Here is a 17,518-nt window from a genome sequence, read left to right as displayed (position 1 = left end):
CTGGTGATCGTGGGCTACGGTTCCGCGTTCGTCGCGCTGGCCAGCGTGCTCAAGCTGGGCGTTCCGGTCAGCGTCGCCTACGCCATCTGGTCCGGTGCCGGAGTCGCCCTGGTGGCGATCATCGGTGCCGCCTTCCTGAACGAGAGCATCACGGCGGTGCAGCTCGGTGGCATCGCTCTGATCATCGGTGGTGTGGTGACGCTCGAGATGGGAGGTGCGCATTGACGACGGTCGACGGGCGCAGGATCAAGGGGGAGCGCCGTCGCCGCGCGATCGTCGACGCGACGTTGCGGATCGTCGAGCGGGACGGTGTCGCCGGTGTCAGTCACCGCAACATCGCGCGCGAGGCCGGCGTGCCGGCGGCCTCGATCGCCTACTACTTCGGCAGCATCGACGAGTTGCTGGTGGCCACGCTGCTGGAGAGCGTCGAGACGCTGATCGGCGAGTTGAACCGGCTCGCCGACACCGTGAACGGGGGCGACGCGCATCGACCCGCCGCCGTGGCGCGATTGCTGGCCGACATGGTCCGCGAGCACCGGGGACGCACCATCGCCGAGTACGAGCTCTACCTGCTCGCCGCGCGCCGCCCCGCGCTGCGCCCGGCCGCGCGGCGCTGGATCGAAGCGGCGTCCGGCTACGTCGACGACGGTTCGGGAGATCCGGCAGTGGCCAACGCCCTGTTCGCCGCGATCGACGGGATGCTGCTGCACGCGCTGATCGCCGACGAGCCGCCGGGTCCCGAGGATTTCGAGCCCACCCTGTCCTGTCTCATGCGGCCGATCCGACACCTCCACCGCATCGACGTTCCGCAGGGGGAATAGGAGCGAATCCGGACGATGCTCCGGGCGACGGGTGAACGCGGTTCGTCGAATGCGGAGCACCGTGGACATCGACGACGATCTCGTGGTGCTCGTCGAACAACGCGGGAAGGAGGCAGTCCAGAACTTCGACGAAGTGGTCGACGAAGCACTCCGGCGTAGCCGGCACCTGACGGAGGATCCGGGAGGAATTTCCGGCACCAGTCCGGACTCGCAGGTCAGTGTCCTCCTCCGCTCTCCTCGCACCCGCCGTCGAGGCTCGGGCCCCCGGTTTCGACGACGACGGACTCGGTGGTGAGTTTCCCGTTGACGCAGACGCCACTCCGCGGCGTGGACCAGAAGCGCGCCAGTGGGGGTCGTCCGGTGCGGGAAACGACGTCGACCGGTTCGAGTCCGGATTCCACCAGGGCGTTTCGCAGCGCTTCCGGAGAGAAGTCTCCGGCGGCTTGGAGCCGTCGCAGTTTCGGTCGCAACCGCGTCGCGGCGGCGTCGGCGATTTCCTGCTGCGGCGAGGAGAGTTCGTAATGCTGTTTCCACCCGTTGTTTCCCGCGTGCTCGCGGGCCCAGGCGTCCCCGGTGCCCTCGTGGCGTTGGTCGGGCGGACGGGGCGCCGTAGGGGCGGGAGTCGACGGCGAGGTCGTGACGACACCGGGATCCAGCGCCGGGTTCTCGGCGGAACGACCGCATCCCGCGAGAGCCGTGCCGCTCGCGGCCAGTGCCAGGGAGATGACGACGAAACGTCTTCGGTGGCGCGACATGGCCCGAGTGTGGCACGCGCAGCGATTCACGGTACGTGGCCCGCGTCACCTTCCTTCTCGGTGGGAAGTGGTGAGCTTCCGTCTCGGGGGAACAATCGTCGCAGGTCGGACGTTGTACCGGCAGGAAGCTTGAGCTTGCGTCACTCAACCCGGTTTGACGACCGCGGCGGGTGTCGGTAAGACTTGAGTCGGCAAGGCTCAGGACCGATGCGTCCCGAGCGAGAAAGCTAGTAGCAGGAGGAAACACCCATGGGGCGAGCGGTCGGTATCGACCTGGGGACGACCAACTCCGTCGTCACCGTCCTGGAAGGCGGCGAGCCGACGGTCATCGCCAACTCGGAGGGCGCGCGGACGACCCCGTCCACGGTGGCCTTCGCCAAGAACGGCGAGATCCTGACGGGCCAGCCCGCCAAGAACCAGGCGGTCACCAACGTGGATCGCACCATCCGCTCGATCAAGCGCGAGATGGGCACCGAGTGGAAGACCACCTTCGACGAGAAGGAGTACACCCCGCAGGAGATCAGCGCGCGCGTGCTGATGAAGCTCAAGCGGGACGCCGAGGCCTACCTGGGTGAGGACGTCACGGAAGCCGTGATCACCGTTCCTGCCTACTTCGAGGACGCGCAGCGGCAGGCCACCAAGGAAGCGGGCCAGATCGCCGGCCTCGACGTGCTGCGCATCGTCAACGAGCCGACCGCCGCCGCACTGGCCTACGGCCTGGAGAAGGGCGAGAACGAGCAGACCATCCTGGTCTTCGACCTCGGTGGCGGTACCTTCGACGTCTCCCTGCTGGAGATCGGCGAGGGCGTGGTCGAGGTCCGCGCCACCAGTGGTGACAACCACCTCGGTGGTGAGGACTGGGACGACCGCATCGTCGAGTGGCTGGTCGACAAGTTCAAGAGCGCCAACGGCATCGACCTGAACAAGGACAAGATGGCGCTGCAGCGGATCAAGGAAGCCGCCGAGAAGGCCAAGATCGAGCTGTCCAGCTCCGCGCAGGCCAACATCAACCTGCCCTACATCACCGTCGACGGTGACAAGAACCCGCTGTTCCTGGACGAGACGCTGACCCGCGCCGAGTTCGAGCGGATCACCTCGGACCTGCTGGAGCGGACCCGCAAGCCGTTCGAGTCCGTCCTCAAGGACGCGGGCACCAAGGTCGGCGACATCAACCACGTGGTGCTCGTGGGTGGCTCCACCCGGATGCCCGCGGTCACCGACCTGGTCAAGACCATGACCGGCAAGGACCCGAACAAGGGCGTCAACCCGGACGAGGTCGTCGCCGTCGGTGCGGGTCTGCAGGCCGGTGTGCTGCGCGGTGACGTCAAGGACGTCCTGCTGCTCGACGTCACGCCGCTGTCCCTGGGCATCGAGACCAAGGGTGGCGTGATGACCAAGCTGATCGAGCGCAACACCACGATCCCGACCAAGCGGTCGGAGACCTTCACCACCGCCGACGACAACCAGCCCTCGGTGCAGATCCAGGTCTTCCAGGGTGAGCGCGAGATCGCCGCGCACAACAAGAAGCTCGGCATGTTCGAGCTCAGCGAGCTGCCCCCGGCTCCCCGCGGCGTGCCGCAGATCGAGGTCACCTTCGACATCGACGCCAACGGCATCGTGCACGTCAGCGCCAAGGACCAGGGCACCGGCAAGGAGCAGTCGATGACCATCACCGGTGGCTCCGCGCTGCCGAAGGAGGACATCGACCAGATGGTCGCCGACGCCGAGGCCCACGCGGAGGAGGACAAGAAGCGCCGCGAGGAGGCCGAGACCCGCAACCAGGCGGAGTCGCTGGTCCACCAGACCGAGAAGGTCCTCAAGGACAACGACGAGCAGCTGCCGTCCGAGACCAAGGAGCAGGTCCAGACCGCGATCAACGAGGTCAACGAGGCTCTGAAGGGCGAGGACACCTCCGCCATCTCCACGGCGGTGGAGAAGCTGGCGACCGAGTCGCAGTCGTTGGGTCAGGCGCTCTACTCCAACACCGACGCCGCGGCCGCCGGTGCGGGTGCCGCCGGAGGAGCGGACGAGTCCGCGTCGGAGTCGGCGGACTCCACGAAGTCCTCCGACTCGGATGACGTGATGGACGCCGAGGTCGTCGACGACGAGGACGAGAAGAAGAAGTGACGTCACCGGAGAACGAAGACAGGGCGGAAACGCCGCAGGAGGAAGGTGAGCAGGAGCCCGTCGTGGTTCGGGACCGGCGTCGTATCGACCCGGACACCGGCCAGCGGCGGGCTCCCGCCCCCGAGGAATCGGACGAGCAATCCGCGGGAGAGGCCACGGAGAGCATGTCGGGAACACTGGACGAGGAGCTGGCGAAGGTGGCTTCCGAGTCCGCGGCCCCCGAGAACCAGGAGGCCGGGACTCCCGATGATCCGCAGGCCGACCTGCAGCGGCAGGTCGACGACCTCACGGCGGATCTCAAGCGGGTCACCGCCGAGTACGCCAACTACCGCAAGCGCGTGGAGCGTGACCGGGAGTCGGTGATCTCCGGTGCGAAGGCGTCGGTGGCCGGTGAGCTGTTGACCGTGCTCGACGACATCGAACGGGCGGAGTCGCACGGCGACCTGACCGGGGCGTTCAAGGCCGTGGCCGACAAGCTCACCGACGCGCTCACCAGCGCGGGTCTGGAGGGCTTCGGGCAGGAGGGCGAGGAGTTCGACCCCTCCCAGCACGAGGCCGTGCAGCACACCACGTCCTCGGAGGTCTCCGGGCCTACGGTGACCACGGTGATGCGCCGCGGCTACCGCTTCGGTGACCGGGTGCTGCGTCCGGCGATGGTCGGGGTCACCGACCACGAGTCGGAGGAACCCGCCGCCGCGGATCAGCCCGACGTCGTCGACGGCGCCGCCGACGAGTCGTCACAACAAGGCTGATTCCAGCGGAAGGAGGGGCGTCCGGTGAGCGCCAGGGAGTGGCTCGACAAGGATTTCTACGCCGAACTGGGCGTCTCTTCGGACGCCTCGGCGGATGAGATCAAAAGGGCGTACCGGAAGTTGGCGCGGGAGAACCATCCCGACGCCAACCCCGGTAACAGCCGTGCCGAGAACAAGTTCAAGGCCGTCTCCGAGGCCTATGGCGTGCTCTCGGATCCGGAGAAGCGCAAGCAGTACGACGAGGCCCGCAAGCTGTTCGCCTCCGGTGGCGGCCAGGGTGGCTTCGGCGGGTTCGGTTCTCCGGGAGGCGCCGGCGGCGGTGCCGGAGCCGGTGGTTTCGACCTGGGCGACCTCTTCGGAGGGGCCCAGGGCGGCTCCACCGGTGGGTTCGGCGACCTGTTCGGCGGGTTGTTCGGCAACCGGCGCGGAGGCGGGGGCGGTGCGGCTTCGGCGAACCGGCCCCGTCGAGGAGCCGACGTCGAGACCGAGGTCCGCATCGACTTCGCCGAGTCCGTGCACGGGGCCACGGTGCCGCTGCGGTTGTCCAGCCCGGCGACTTGCACGACCTGCCACGGCGCGGGCGCCCGTCCCGGTACGCGTCCGCGTGCCTGTCCGACCTGCTCGGCTGAGGGCGTGGTCACGCGCAATCAGGGTGCCTTCGCCTTCAGCGAGCCGTGCCCGGACTGCCGCGGGCGTGGCACCGTCATCGACGATCCGTGCCGGGAGTGCCGGGGTGAGGGTGTCAGCACCCGCACCCGGACGTTGACCGTGCGGATTCCGGAGGGCGTCTCGGACGGGCAGCGCATCCGGCTGGCCGGTCAGGGCGAGCCAGGCCGCAACGGAGCCGGCTCCGGGGATCTCTACGTCGTGGTGCACGTCAACCCGCACGAGGTGTTCGGGCGTTCCGGGGACGATCTGACGATCACGGTGCCCGTCACCTACCCGGAGCTGGCGTTGGGGACGACGTTGACGGTGCCGACGCTGGACGGGAAAGTAACCCTGAAGGTTCAGCCGGGCACCGCCAGCGGCCGTACGTTGCGGGTGCGCGGTAAGGGCATCGGCAAGAAGAGCGGCGGTAACGGGGACATGCTGGTCACTCTCGAAGTGGCCGTTCCGTCCAAGCTGGACGGCAAGGCCGTCGAGGCGTTGCGGGCCTACGAGCGTGAGACCGCCGAGCACGATCCCCGTTCGGAGCTCAACAAGCTGCTCGGGAGGTAAGGCGTGATCGGAAAGCAGTCGCCCGCCGAAGGCACGAGTGGCTTCCCTCCGGGAGCTTCCGAGGACACTCCGGTATTCGTGATCTCGGTCGCGGCCGAGCTTTCCGGAATGCACGCCCAGACGCTGCGCAGCTACGACCGGTTGGGTCTGGTCTCTCCCGGACGGACACCCGCCGGTGGTCGTCGCTACTCCGCCAGGGACATCGCTGTTCTGCGTGAGGTGCAGCGACTGTCCCAGGAGGAGGGCGTCAACCTCGCGGGAATCAAACGGATCATCGAACTGGAAAACCAGGTCGACGCCCTGCGTGGCAAGGTGCACGAGCTGATGGAGGAGCTGGCCGCCGCCCAGCTGGCGGCAGAGCAGGCCGCCGCGCAGGTGCACGCCTCCTACCGCCGTGATCTCGTGCCGCTGCGGCAGGAGACGGCACTGGTCGTCTGGAAGCCGAACCGTCAGCGGCGGCGGCGCTGACGGTTCGGGTTTCACGATTTTCCCTAAAGTTGTGCCACAACTTTAGGGAAAATCGTGTGTCCGACGCGCGACCGGCGCCTGCCCCCCCCGGGGCACGAGCCGAGCCGGTCCACGCACCCGCTAGTCCAGGGTGAAGGGGTCGTACTGGATCCGCTCCAGGGGCGTGCCCGCCACGAGCATCCGACTCACCGTGGCCCTGATCATCGACGGTGAGCCGCTGACCATGACGTCGCGCTCGGCCCACGTCCCGTGGCGGGCCACGACGTCGGCCAGCGTGCCCTGCTCGGCGCCGACGGCCCCGGGGTCGTTGTCCAGCACCGGAGTCACCGTCAGCCACGGGTTGCTCATGGCCACCTGCTGAAGGTTCTCCAGGTCGTAGAGATCGTCGCGGGTGCGGCCGCCGTAGAAGAGGTGCACGTTCGGGTTCTTGCCGTACTGGGCGAGTTCCTCCACGATCGCGCGCATGGGGGCCAGTCCCGTTCCGCCCGCCACCATGAGCACGTCGCGCTCGGACGAGCGGTCCACCGTCAGGCGTCCCATCGGTGCGCCGATGCGCCACTGGTCGCCGGCTCGGGCGTGGCCCACGATGGCGCGGCTGACCCAGCCCTCGTCCACCTTGCGGATGTGGAACTCGAGGGTGCCGTCCTCCGCGGGAGCGTTGGCCGGCGTCAGGTAGCGCCACAGCCGGGGCCGTTGCGGAACTTCGACGCTGACGTACTGCCCCGCCTGGTAGGGCACCGGGTGCTCGGGCCGTACCCGCACCACCGCGACGTCCCAACCCAGCCGCTCGTGCTCCACGACCTCGCCGTTGTACCAGGCCGGACCCTCGTCGGCGGCGGCTGCTTCGGTCATCGCCGAGGCCATCACGGTGTATGCCTCGGCCCAGGCACGTTCGACCTCGTCGGTCCAGGTGTCCCCGGCGTACTTCTTGACGGCGGCCAGCAACGCGGTGCCGAGCGCCTCGTAGTGGTCGGCGACCACACCGAACTTGCGGTGGTCGCGGCCGAGCTGGTGCAGGAAGGGGAGCAGGTCGTCCGGACGGTCGACCATCTGTATTACGTGGACGAGCGCGCGCAGCAGCCTGCTGCGCTGGACTTCCATGTTCACCGGGAACAGTTCGCGAGTGGCGGGGGCGAGGCTGAACAGCATCCCGTAGAAGAACTTGCCCACTTCTTCGGAATGGGGTTCCACCGCGGCCCAGCTCTCGCGGATCAGGCGGACCATCGTGCTGACCCCGGTTTGGGTCTCGTCCGGCCGGGGTGGCCCGGGGCTCAAAACGGCGTTCGCTGTCATGATTTGGGCGCAGTCTTCTCCACATGGGTGGGCGCACCGTGCGGTACGCCGTTCCTTGGTCAACGTCCCCGACAACTCGGACTCTAACTCGTATGTCGGTTGATGTGCTGCTTGATGCCACTTTCGAGTGTTTTTCACTTACTCGACGTCGGTGGAAGTACACGGTCGAGCGAATCAGCACTCCCGATATTGGTCGTGCCGAGCGAGCATGAAACGGTGTGGTCGTGACCGAGGCCCCGCTCCCTCCCACCGGTACGGCACCCGCGGACTACCTCGAACTGGAGCTCGCCGACTCCCGCGAGTCCGGTCGTGAGGCCCCTCCGGAATCCGTGCCCACACAGCAGATCGCCCCGGTGCAGCCCGGACCCGCGGATCCGTTCGCGGGTCGTGAGCAGCCGGTACGGTTCCCCGGATCGTCCGGGGAGCACCTTCTCCAGAGCGCCTACAGTACCGAGCGGCGTGCCAAGCGCTTCTACGACGACCAGGTTCTGGACCACCTCAACCCGCGGATGAAGGAGTTCGTCGGGCGGATGGACATGGCCTTCCTGGCCACCTCCGACGCCAGCGGCGAGTGTGACTCCAGCCTGCGCGCGGGACCGTCCGGGTTCATCGAGGTGCTCGACGACCGCCACCTGGCCTACCCCGAGTACCGGGGCAACGGGGTCATGGCCAGTCTCGGCAACATCAGTGAGAACCCGCACGTCGGCATCCTCATGGTGGACTTCGTCACCGAGATCATCGGTCTGCACGTCAACGGCAAGGCCCGCATCGTCGAGGATCCGGACCTGCGCGCCATCCACCCGGCACTGCCCTCGGAGTTCGAACGCGGGCGCATCCCGGAACGCTGGGTCGTGGTCCAGGTCGAGGAGGCCTACATCCACTGTCGCAAGCACATTCCCCGCATGGAGCCGGTCTCGCGGCAACGCAGTTGGGGCACCGACGACAACAAGCGCAAGGGTGGCGACTACTTCGCGGCGAAGGGCACCCCTCGCCCGTGGCACGCCCAAAACGCCTGAACCCGGCACCGGTGCCGATCCGAAGCGGCCCGCGAGGCACACTGGTCGCCAGTGGGTCCCATCGGTGAAAGAGGGCGCGGATCGTGACTGAAGGTGACGAACGGCGGGACGCCGCTGATGCCGTCGAACGTGAACTGATGATGATGTTCCGGCGGGCGCGCAAGCTGTCGTCGACCGTGGCCGCGCAAGTCCATCCCGACCTGGACCCGGCCTCCTACAGCCTGCTGCTGATGGTCGACGACGCCGGGTCGTTGCGCGGGATGGACGTGGCCGACAAGACGGGGCTGGACAAGTCCACCGTGAGCAGGCAGATCGCCACGCTCGTCGAGCTGGACCTGCTGGAACGCGTCCCGGATCCCGACGACGGCCGCGCCCGCCGCATCCAGCTGTCCGAAACGGGGCGGACCCGGTTGGACGAGGTGCGCAGGCAGCGGCGCGAGCACATGTACTCCGAGTTCGGGAACTGGTCCACCACGGACCTCAGCGAGTTCTCCCGGCTGCTGTCCCGCCTCAACGGGATGTCCCTGGGGCCCATTCGCCCGGAGTGAGCAAGGACACCCGGGAGTGGGCGTGTATCCGGAGTAGTTCGATCGCATGTTTTCCCTGGTCGTGAGCTTCGGCAGGAAGCAGCGGCGCGGGGGTGGCACGTCCTCGAAGTTGTCTTCAGCAACTAAGTACTATATAGTTGTTTGCAACAACCAAGGAATGCCGATGAGACCACAAGTCGACACCTGCGAGGAGCTGCTTCGCCCCCTGCGGTCGTTGCTCGGGCTCAAGCAGGTATCCCTGCACTGGGCGAACCAGAAGAACGACTCGCTTCCCGCCGCCGCTGCCGGGTTGCTGTCCGAGCTCGTTCACCGTGGCGAGTGCCGCTCCTGCGATCTCGCGCAGCACCGCGTCGTCGACGCGTCGGTGGTGAGCAGGCAGGTGGCCCAGCTGGAGAGCTCCGGGCTGATCGCCCGCAGGCCGGACCCCGACGACCGGCGCGTGTCCTTGCTGCACGCCACCCGGGAGGGTGAGCTGGCCCTCGCCGACCTCGAACAGCGAAAGTCGCGGTGGCTGAGCCACGCCCTCCGGGAGTGGGACGACCACGAGGTGCGGCAGCTCGCGAACCTGTTGCAGAGCGCCTCCACTGATCTGCGGGAGGCCGCGCAAGAGCTGATGGACCACCCCGGTCGGGGGACCGAGGAGGGGGCGCGATGACGACCGCGACCGCGGCGGTGTTCGTCGTGCTGGGCAGGACGCTGAAGTCGTCGGTGGCCAAGCGACGTCTCCCCCGCCCGCACCGCTGGAGGACATCGTGCGCGGCGCCCACGGCAGCGGCGACCTCCTCCCCGTCTCGACCCGCGTTCCCGTTGTCACTCCCATCGCCGTTTCGCTCATCAAGGAGGCCCCCCTTGCGCACCACTGTCGAGTCCGTGGAAGAGAACGCGGAAGCAGCGAAGAGCAGGCACCGTGGCGACTCCGGACGGTCGGTCACGGCGCTGGCACAGCAGGACGAAGACAACGGGCAATACACGAACAACGGGAACGGATCCGTGGACACCACACTCGAACGCTGGTCGCCGGAGGACCCGGACGGTGCCCAACTGGCCGGCTCGCTGTTCCCAGGTGGAGGAGGTGGCATGTTCGTCCACGGCGTCGTGCACGGTCCCGGAGGCGACCCGGTCTCCGGAGCGATGCTGACCCTGACCGACTCCGGTGGGCGCCAGATCGACCGCGCGCGCTCCGACGAGGAGGGTGGCTTCCGGGTGCACCCCGGCAGTGGTGGCACCTACATCCTGATCGCGTCCGCGGGCCAGTTCCAGCCGTCGGCCTCGATGGTGGCCGTCAACGACCGCCCGGTGCGCCGGGACGTGGAGCTGTCCGGAGCCGGTGTGCTGATCGGGATGGTCCACGCGGGTACGAGGCCGGTACCGGGAGCCATGGTCGTGCTCACCGACGTGAGGGGGGAGGTGGTCGCCTCGGGGGCCACCGGCAGCGGTGGCGGTTACCGGCTGCCCGATCTGCTCGGTGGTTCGTACACGTTGACCGTCTCGGCCGAGGGGCACCGCCCGGTGGCCACCCAGATCAGCGTGCCGGACGGGCAGGAGACCACCGTCGACGTCCCGCTGGAGGCGGGCACGCGGCTGACCGGTGTGGTGCGCTCGGCGAACCTGGGAGTGCCGGTGCCGGAGGCGCAGGTCAGTCTGCTGGACTCCACCGGCGGTGTCGTCTCGGCGATGACCACCGACGCCGAGGGCGGGTACGAGTTCACCGACCTGCCCGGGGGCGAGTACACGGTGATCGCCACCGGCTACCCGCCGGTCGCCTCCTCGCTGCACCTCGACGGGCAGGAGGCCGTCCACGACGTCGCCCTCGGTCACTCCGGGTCCGAATGACGTCCCGGCAGTACACCAGCTTCACCGCACGACCCGCGAGAGGAAACACGAGATGACCCTCGGCCAGCACGAATCCGGCGCACGACACGTGACCGAGGACTCCGGAACGGTGACCGCCCGGTTGCAGTCCGCGGACGGGTGGCCGCTGGCGAACGGGATCCTGACCATCACCGACACCGGCGGCGCGCAACGGGCGCGGGTGCAGGCGGACCAGCAGGGCATGGTCACCGCACCCGGTCTACCGGCCGGGACCTACACGGTGATCACCACCACCATCGGCTACCAACCGCTGGCCAGGACCGCCGTGGTTCACCGGGGCCGGACGGCCGAGCTGGGGGATCTGACCCTGGATCGCGTGGGCGGCGACGAGCTGCCCACCGCGGGGCTCTGGACGATCGACCCGGTGCACTCGTCGATCCTGGCGACCGCTCAGCACCTGGGCATCAGCAGCATCCACGGGCGGTTCAACGAGTTCAGCGGTGAGATCCGGGTGGCCGACCAGGTGGAGTCCTCCGGCGTGGACGTGCGCATCGAGGCGGCCAGCGTGGACACCGCCAACTCCATGCGTGACTCCCACCTGCGCAACCAGGACTTCCTCGACGTCGAGCGGCACCCGACGATCAGCTACCGGTCGACGGCGTTGAGCCGGCGCGACCGGGACCGCTGGGACCTGGACGGTGATCTCACGCTCTGCGGGGTGACCCGGCCGGTGCGGCTCGACGTCCGGTTCACCGGCGTGGGACCCGACCCGTGGGGAGGTACCCGCGCGTCGGCGACGGCCACGACGCAGTTGCGTCGCGAGGACTTCGCGATGACGTTCAACCAGGCGCTGAGCACCGGTATCGCCGCGATCGGCACGACACTGCGGGTCGAGATCGACATCCAGGCCGTCCGCCAGGACTGAGTTCGACCGAGTTCGCCCGGATCGCTCCTGCGGACGACCGGGCGCGTGGGAGTCCGGTTCCGCGCGAAACCGCCGAGGCCCTCAGGGGCGGACGAGGACCTTCAGGGACTCGCGGTCGGTCATCGCGCGGTAACCGTCCGGGACTCCGTCCAGGTCGGTGGTGTGGTCGAACACGCGCGAGGGATCGAGCTCGCCGGAGAGCACGTCGGGCAGCAGCTCCGGGATGTAGGACCGCGCGGGGCAGACGCCCCCGGCCAGGCCGACGTTGCGCATGAACAGCTCACGCGCGTCCACTCCGCCACCGTCCTGGGGAACACCGACGTAACCGACCCGACCACCGTCGCGGGCCAGCCGCAGCGCCGTGCTCAGCGACTCGCCGGTGCCGACGCACTCCAGCACGGACCTCGTGCCCTGCCCGCCGGTGAGCTCGCGCACCCGCTCCACCGCCTCGTCACCGCGCTCGGGGACCACGTCCGTGGCGCCGTACTCGCGGGCGAGGTCGGTGCGGTCGGTGTGCCTGCCCATGATGATGATCCGCTCGGCACCGAGCCGGGAGGCCGCCAGCACACCGCTGAGCCCGACCGCGCCGTCACCCACGACCGTGACGGTGTCCCCGGGTCGCACGCCCGCCGAGACCGCGGCGTGGTGGCCGGTGGGGAAGATGTCGGCGAGGGTCAGCAGCGCGGGCAGCAGTTCGCTGTCCGGCTCCACCGGCAGCTTCACCAGCGTGCCGTCCGCGTACGGGACGCGGACGGCCTCGCCCTGGGCCCCGTCGGTCCCGTTCGTGCCCCAGAGTCCGCCGTGCACGCACGAGGTCTGCAGCGACTCGCTGCAGAAGTCGCAACTCCCGTCGGAGAAGGTGAAAGGCGAGACGACGAGGTCGCCCGCTCGGAGGCCGGTGACCTGCGAGCCGACCTCCTCCACGACGCCGAGGAACTCGTGGCCGATGCGCTGACCGGCGTCGTCGGCTCCCATGCTCTTGTACGGCCAGAGATCACTACCGCAGATACAGGTCAGGCTGACGCGCACGAGCGCGTCCGTCGGCTCCCGCAGGGACGGGTCGGGGACCTGCTCGACCCGGACATCACCCGCACCGTGGATCACGGTGGCACGCATCGGGCACCTCTTCACGCCGTAGGGGAAGTTCACCCGTTCAGACGCTTGCGATCACCGTCGCATTTCTCCGCGGCGGTGTGGGAAGCCCCACCGTGCACGAAGAGGGGCGCCCCCTCGGTGAGGAGACGCCCCTGAAGCCGGGTCCTAGCCCGCGGGTGGCCCGGGGGGCGGTGGCGGCGGTGGAGCACCGCACTTCACGATCGGCTGCGCTTCGTACTCGGTCTCGTGACTGTTCTTGGTCACTTCGCCCGTCTTGACGTTCGTGCGCGTCCGCGTGTCGGTGACCGTGAAACCGGGCTTGCCGTCGGTCGACTTGCACGGCTGGCCGGGCGGAATCGTGGTCACCTCCGGCGGGATCGGGGGGCTCTTCGGGCTCGTGTGCGACTTCACGTCGTACTTCTTGGTGCCCCAGAACGTCACCGTGATGGACTCCGGGGTCCACTTCGTGGTGATCAGGATCCCGCTGTCCAGGGTGTTCTTGAACTTGACGTCGATGAGGCTGGTGCCGTCGGGCTGCTGGAACACCGTCGCCTCCCGGCCCATCGGGTAGCGACTGATGTAGTAGCTGTGCTCCTTGTGCTCGACGTCCTTGAGGCCGGCGAAGTACGAGGCGTTGTACAACGTCGTCGCGAACTGGGAGATCCCGCCGCCGACGGCCTTGCTCGGCCTGCCGTTCTTGATGATGCCGGATGCGATGTAGCCCTGCGGCTTCTGCCGGATGCCGGTGTGGCCGTTGAGGCTGAACGTCTTGCCCGGCTTGATGATCGCCCCGTTGACCTCCTGGGCCACCCTGCGGATGTTCACCCCGGAGTCGGGGCCGAAGCCCCTGGTCGTGAACGTGGAGACCTTCTCGCGGATGCCGAGCTTGTTGGCCTCCTCGGTGGTCAGCTTCGCGGGCTCCTCCACGTACACGGCTCGCACGCTGCGCGACTGGTCCTGCTGCCGCAGCACCTTGGACAGCGGTGCCAGGCTTTTCTTCCAGTCGATGCCGCGCCCGTGCACTGATTTCTGCACGACCGGCTTGCCGCCCTTGACGACGAAACCGGCGTCCTTGCCGGGGCGGATGGTGCTCGCCAGCTGCGGTTCGGCGGCCTTCACCACGGTGGGCCGGTCCACGTGCATCTTCAACCCGCCGTTGCCGTCGGGGTTGAAGCGCAGCGCGTCCGCGATCATCTCGGGGGTCAGGGTCGCTTTCGCGCCGTCGCCCAGCACCGTCACCGGAGCGGACACGGCGGGCTTGGCGATCCGGTTCAGCGCCTGGTGCACGCCCTGGGAGGTGGTGCTGACCGGTTGCTCGACGAACGGCACCTGCACGGGCCCCTTACCGGCCCACTGGGTGAGCACGGCGTCGGCGGCCTTGGCGGTGTCGATGCTGTGCCCGGTCACCGGCTCGACGGCCACGGGTTCGGCGTCGTCGAACCGGATGGTGCCTTCGGAGGGCTTGTGCTCCAGCCGCGGCACGACCTCGTCGACCGCCCGGTTCAGCTTCGCCCGGTCGACATTGCTGACCGGAGTGATCTCGCGGCTGGTGAAGAACGAGCTCAGCCGCGTGAACGGGTTCAGCGGTTGGGAACCGGCCTTGTCCAGGGTGGCGTCCCAGTCCATCGACAGCCCGGCCTCGCTCGGATCGAGGCTGGTCCTGTCCGCACCGGCACGCAGTACCACGGGTTCGTTGAGTCCGGGGCCGAGTTCCTCGCGCAGCTTGCGCTCGGCGGCGGCCTTGTTCAGCCCACCGACCGCGACGTTGCCCACGACCGTGCCGCGCGGTACCTGACCGCTGCTGAACGCCAGGTCACCGATGTAGAGCAGGGCGAGCAGACCCACGGCGACGCCGGCGGCCACTCCCGAGCGGATCAGCGTGCGGCGTTTCTTCGCGGAACCACCGGAGTCCGGTCCGCTCGACTGCGGCGGGGACGTGCCCGGCGGCTGGTCCGGTGGTGGCGCAGTCCCGTCGAACGACCACGCGGCGGTCCGGGTGGTGTCGGTGATCGCCGGGATCGACTGGGTCGTCTCGGTGTCGGACTCCGGTACCGGGTCGGAGGACACGGCCGGGATGCGCTGCGTACGCTCGGAGTCCGATTCGTCGGGTTCGGTGGTGGGGAACTCCTGCCGCACGGTTTCGTCGGCGGGATCGCCCAACTGTCCCGAGAACCGCTTGGTCGGCTCGTCGCTCGACGTGGACCACTCCGGTGGTGACCCTTCCGGGGGCTCCGCGTTCGATCCCTCGGGGTGTTCGTGGTCTTCCGGCACCGCGTTCCCTTCTCCTCGGTCGTGCGGTGGCTCGTACGGCCAACGGTGACAGGCGTGCTTCACTCGTCAGGGTGACACTCTACGCACGGTGAGGACGCAGTAGCTGCTGTGGTGAGGAGATGCTTACAAGTACAGGCCCGTGCCGTGCTCGATGCGTTCGCTCGCCACGGCGTGCAGGTCCTGTTCACGCAGGACCAGGTACGACTCTCCCTGAACCTCGACCTCGAACTGTTCCTCCGGGTCGAACAGTACCTGCTGGCCGGCTTCGACAGCCCGAACCTGACTGCCCACTCCGAGGACCTCGCCCCACACCAACCGCTTGGCCACCTGGGCGGTTGCCGGAATCACGATGCCGCCGTTGCTGCGACGCTCGCCGGAACCCTCGGAGACCTGCACCATGACCCGGTCATGCAGCATCTGGATCTCAAGTTTGGCTTCGGTCACCCGAAAAGTTTACTTGCTCGCGGCGCGACCGTGGTCGAGGAGGGGACCACGGCCGCGCGCGAACTCAGGAGTCCTGATCGAGTCCGCCCATCACCAACGGTAGTCGCCCAGGACCGTCCGGAGTGACGTGAACCGGCACCCCCCAGTCCTGGCGGCTGAGCCTGCAGGCCGGGTGCTCGACCTCGGAGTCGTCGTCGCAACTGGCCGCCTGGGCCACGACGTGCAGGACGCCGTGCTCGATCCCCTCGGCCAGCACCAGTCGCCGCGTGAGTTCGGAGCCGGTGCCGCCGCCGGTGACCAGCAGCTCCTCGGGGGAGGCACTGACCTCCAGCCGGGTGGAGGGGCCGTAGCGCTCGTCGAGCTTCTGCCCCGGCGGCGGGGTGAACACCACCGCCAGCTCCAGCTCCCCGGAACCGATCTCCGTGGCCGGGCGCTTGACCTGCTGGGAGGCGCCGTGGACGAGTTGGGCCGTCATGCCGGGAGGAACGGGACGTTCCAGCCGGTGCGCGGTGGAGGCGACCACGACGAGTTCCCCGTCGACCACCGCGGCCCCGGAGGGCTCTGCGATCTCGGTGGCCAGCGTGGAGACCTCGCCCCGCTCCGGGTCGTACCGGCGGATCGCACCGTTGTAGGTGTCGCACACCGCCACGGTCGTGTCGGGCAGGATCGCGACCCCGATCGGGTGCTGCAGCAGTGCCTCGGCGGCGGGGCCGTCGGCGTGCCCGAAGTCGAACAGCCCGGTTCCCACGGCCGTGCGCACCTCGAAGCCGGTTTCGGCGGGAGCCACCCAACGCAGCGCCGAGGTCTCCGAGTCGGCCAGCCACAGGCGGTCACCGCCGTCGGCCAGGCCGGACGGCTGGGCGAAGTGGGCCTCGTCGACCGCGCCGTCGCGCAGCCCCTCCACGGTGGTGCCGGCGAACCGCCGCACCTCGCCGGCGGCGGGGTCGAACAGACCCAGGGTGTGGTTGCCCGCCATGGCGACGACGACGCCACCGGCCGGTTCCCACCAGCACACGTCCCACGGGCTGGTCAGCGCGGTGGCCAGGGCGGGGCCGGAGTCGTCCTCGTCCCGCCACTGCGCGCCGGTCCCGGCGACGGTCGTCACGTGCCCGTCGGCCAGCCGCACTCCGCGCAGCAGGTGATTGGCGGTGTCGGCGACCACGACGTCGTAGCCCGCGCGCGCGGCCACCGGTTCGGGCAGCAGCGCCAGCCCGGCGGGTTCGCGGAAACCGGCCACCTCCGGATCGCCGTCCGCGCGGTCGCGTTCGCCGGAGCCGATCCGACGCAGCACGGTCTCGCCGTCGGCGGCGAACTCCACCAGCGAGTGGTTGGCCGAGTCCGACACCAGCAGCGTTCCGCCTCCGAGTCGGATCACCTTGCCGGGGAAGCGCAACGTGGTCTCGGCGGCCTCGGGCGGCACGTAGGGGCCCTCACCCCGGTGCAGCGTGCCCTTCGCCTCGTGTTCGGCGACCACCTCGGTGACGACCTTCCTGAGCGCCTCGACATGGCCCTCACCGGCGGCGACGTGCACGACGTAGCCCTCGGGGTCCACGACGACCAGCGTCGGCCACGCCTTGACCGCGTAGTCGCTCCAGGTGGTCAGCTCGGGGTCGTCGAGCACCGGGTGGTCCACCGAGTAGCGCTCCACGGCCGCCGCCAGCGCCTCCGGATCGGCCTCGTGCTCGAACTTCGGGGAGTGCACGCCGACCGTGACCAGCTCCGCGGAGAACTCCTCCTCCAGCGGCCGCAGCTCGTCGATGACGTGCAGGCAGTTGATGCAGCAGAACGCCCAGAAGTCCAGGATCACGACCTTGCCGCGAAAGTCGGCGAGCCGCAGCTGCTCTCCTCCAGTGTTCAACCACTGACGTCCCCGTAGCTCGGGGGCACGGACGCGGGCGCGGCGGGATGTCTGCGGGGTGCTCACGTCGGTAGTCAACGACACCGGACCGTGCGCTGTTCCTCAGGACAGGTGC

The 17,518-nt window shown here is 68.9% G+C and carries 17 protein-coding genes; 11 read left to right on the top strand and 6 right to left on the bottom strand.

Annotation, left to right across the window (positions count from 1 at the left end):
• Both FHX42_RS22960 and FHX42_RS22955 read left to right on the top strand, forming a co-directional pair.
• Window positions 1-225: DMT family transporter (locus tag FHX42_RS22960; protein ID WP_182546500.1), on the top strand; the 225-nt coding region annotated here is incomplete at its 5' end.
• Window positions 222-821, top strand: coding sequence for a TetR/AcrR family transcriptional regulator (locus FHX42_RS22955; protein WP_182546499.1), 600 nt, complete (start codon window positions 222-224; stop codon window positions 819-821). The genes FHX42_RS22960 and FHX42_RS22955, both read left to right, overlap by 4 nt.
• Before the next feature lie 215 nt (window positions 822-1,036).
• On the opposite strand, the gene FHX42_RS22950 is transcribed toward FHX42_RS22955, so the two are convergent.
• Entirely contained in the window at window positions 1,037-1,576 is a 540-nt protein-coding gene (locus tag FHX42_RS22950; protein WP_182546498.1) for a hypothetical protein, read from the bottom strand.
• Between the two features lie 249 nt (window positions 1,577-1,825).
• On the opposite strand from FHX42_RS22950, the gene dnaK reads away from it, so the two are divergent.
• From dnaK to FHX42_RS22930, 4 genes are read left to right on the top strand one after another with little or no spacing between them, the layout of a single operon-like run.
• The gene (gene dnaK / locus FHX42_RS22945) at window positions 1,826-3,703 is read left to right on the top strand and encodes a molecular chaperone DnaK (protein ID WP_182546497.1); all 1,878 of its coding nucleotides are present in this window, start codon (window positions 1,826-1,828) and stop codon (window positions 3,701-3,703) included.
• Window positions 3,700-4,455, top strand: coding sequence for a nucleotide exchange factor GrpE (gene grpE / locus FHX42_RS22940; protein ID WP_182546496.1), 756 nt, complete (start codon window positions 3,700-3,702; stop codon window positions 4,453-4,455). The genes dnaK and grpE overlap by 4 nt, the downstream gene beginning before the upstream one ends.
• Window positions 4,456-4,479: 24 nt before the next feature.
• A complete protein-coding gene (gene dnaJ / locus FHX42_RS22935) occupies window positions 4,480-5,673 on the top strand; it encodes a molecular chaperone DnaJ (RefSeq protein WP_182546495.1) in 1,194 nt (397 codons plus the stop codon).
• A gap of 3 nt (window positions 5,674-5,676) precedes the next feature.
• The gene (locus FHX42_RS22930; protein WP_328796684.1) at window positions 5,677-6,141 is read left to right on the top strand and encodes a heat shock protein transcriptional repressor HspR; all 465 of its coding nucleotides are present in this window, start codon (window positions 5,677-5,679) and stop codon (window positions 6,139-6,141) included.
• A gap of 120 nt (window positions 6,142-6,261) precedes the next feature.
• On the opposite strand, the gene FHX42_RS22925 is transcribed toward FHX42_RS22930, so the two are convergent.
• Window positions 6,262-7,365, bottom strand: coding sequence for a globin domain-containing protein (locus tag FHX42_RS22925; protein WP_235987819.1), 1,104 nt, complete (start codon window positions 7,363-7,365; stop codon window positions 6,262-6,264).
• 293 nt (window positions 7,366-7,658) lie between these two features.
• Here FHX42_RS22925 and FHX42_RS22920 point away from each other — a divergent pair, with 293 nt between their 5' ends.
• The 5 genes from FHX42_RS22920 to FHX42_RS22900 all read left to right on the top strand — a co-directional run bounded on the left by FHX42_RS22920 (window position 7,659) and on the right by FHX42_RS22900 (window position 11,735).
• Complete coding sequence (locus FHX42_RS22920; protein ID WP_328796683.1) at window positions 7,659-8,450, top strand: pyridoxamine 5'-phosphate oxidase family protein; 792 nt, start codon at window positions 7,659-7,661, stop codon at window positions 8,448-8,450.
• Window positions 8,451-8,533: 83 nt separating this feature from the next.
• The gene (locus tag FHX42_RS22915; protein WP_328796682.1) at window positions 8,534-8,998 is read left to right on the top strand and encodes a MarR family winged helix-turn-helix transcriptional regulator; all 465 of its coding nucleotides are present in this window, start codon (window positions 8,534-8,536) and stop codon (window positions 8,996-8,998) included.
• 163 nt (window positions 8,999-9,161) lie between these two features.
• Window positions 9,162-9,653 carry a MarR family winged helix-turn-helix transcriptional regulator gene (locus FHX42_RS22910; RefSeq protein WP_182546493.1) on the top strand — a complete coding sequence of 164 codons (492 nt, stop codon included), beginning with the start codon at window positions 9,162-9,164 and terminating at the stop codon, window positions 9,651-9,653.
• A 194-nt stretch (window positions 9,654-9,847) separates the two neighbouring features.
• A complete protein-coding gene (locus tag FHX42_RS22905; protein WP_220480709.1) occupies window positions 9,848-10,831 on the top strand; it encodes an MSCRAMM family protein in 984 nt (327 codons plus the stop codon).
• A gap of 52 nt (window positions 10,832-10,883) precedes the next feature.
• Entirely contained in the window at window positions 10,884-11,735 is an 852-nt protein-coding gene (locus tag FHX42_RS22900) for a YceI family protein (RefSeq protein ID WP_182546491.1), read from the top strand.
• 81 nt (window positions 11,736-11,816) lie between these two features.
• Here the strand turns inward: FHX42_RS22900 and FHX42_RS22895 are convergent, their stop codons facing one another.
• The 4 genes from FHX42_RS22895 to FHX42_RS22880 form a co-directional block, all read right to left on the bottom strand.
• Entirely contained in the window at window positions 11,817-12,851 is a 1,035-nt protein-coding gene (locus tag FHX42_RS22895) for a zinc-dependent alcohol dehydrogenase family protein (RefSeq protein WP_182546490.1), read from the bottom strand.
• A gap of 144 nt (window positions 12,852-12,995) precedes the next feature.
• Complete coding sequence (locus FHX42_RS22890) at window positions 12,996-15,101, bottom strand: VanW family protein (protein ID WP_182546489.1); 2,106 nt, start codon at window positions 15,099-15,101, stop codon at window positions 12,996-12,998.
• A 123-nt stretch (window positions 15,102-15,224) separates the two neighbouring features.
• Complete coding sequence (locus FHX42_RS22885; protein WP_182546488.1) at window positions 15,225-15,545, bottom strand: GroES family chaperonin; 321 nt, start codon at window positions 15,543-15,545, stop codon at window positions 15,225-15,227.
• Window positions 15,546-15,609: 64 nt separating this feature from the next.
• Window positions 15,610-17,487, bottom strand: coding sequence for an NHL domain-containing thioredoxin family protein (locus tag FHX42_RS22880; RefSeq protein WP_328796681.1), 1,878 nt, complete (start codon window positions 17,485-17,487; stop codon window positions 15,610-15,612).
• Between the last annotated feature and the right edge of the window lie 31 nt (window positions 17,488-17,518).

The sequence above is a fragment of the Halosaccharopolyspora lacisalsi genome (genome assembly GCF_014137975.1).
GTDB classification, from domain to species: Bacteria; Actinomycetota; Actinomycetes; order Mycobacteriales; family Pseudonocardiaceae; genus Halosaccharopolyspora; species Halosaccharopolyspora lacisalsi.
The sequence above is the reverse complement of the archived record's forward strand: the minus strand, read 5'-3'. Positions and strand labels throughout refer to the sequence as shown.

Excerpts from the sequence above, each read along its gene's own strand:
- FHX42_RS22910 (WP_182546493.1), top strand. The coding sequence starts at position 9,162 with ATGAGACCACAAGTCGACACCTGCGAGGAGCTGCTTCGCCCCCTGCGG.
- FHX42_RS22895 (WP_182546490.1), bottom strand. The coding sequence starts at position 12,851 with ATGCGTGCCACCGTGATCCACGGTGCGGGTGATGTCCGGGTCGAGCAG.
- FHX42_RS22925 (WP_235987819.1), bottom strand. The coding sequence starts at position 7,365 with ATGGTCCGCCTGATCCGCGAGAGCTGGGCCGCGGTGGAACCCCATTCC.
- dnaK (WP_182546497.1), top strand. The coding sequence starts at position 1,826 with ATGGGGCGAGCGGTCGGTATCGACCTGGGGACGACCAACTCCGTCGTC.
- FHX42_RS22900 (WP_182546491.1), top strand. The coding sequence starts at position 10,884 with ATGACCCTCGGCCAGCACGAATCCGGCGCACGACACGTGACCGAGGAC.
- FHX42_RS22950 (WP_182546498.1), bottom strand. The coding sequence starts at position 1,576 with ATGTCGCGCCACCGAAGACGTTTCGTCGTCATCTCCCTGGCACTGGCC.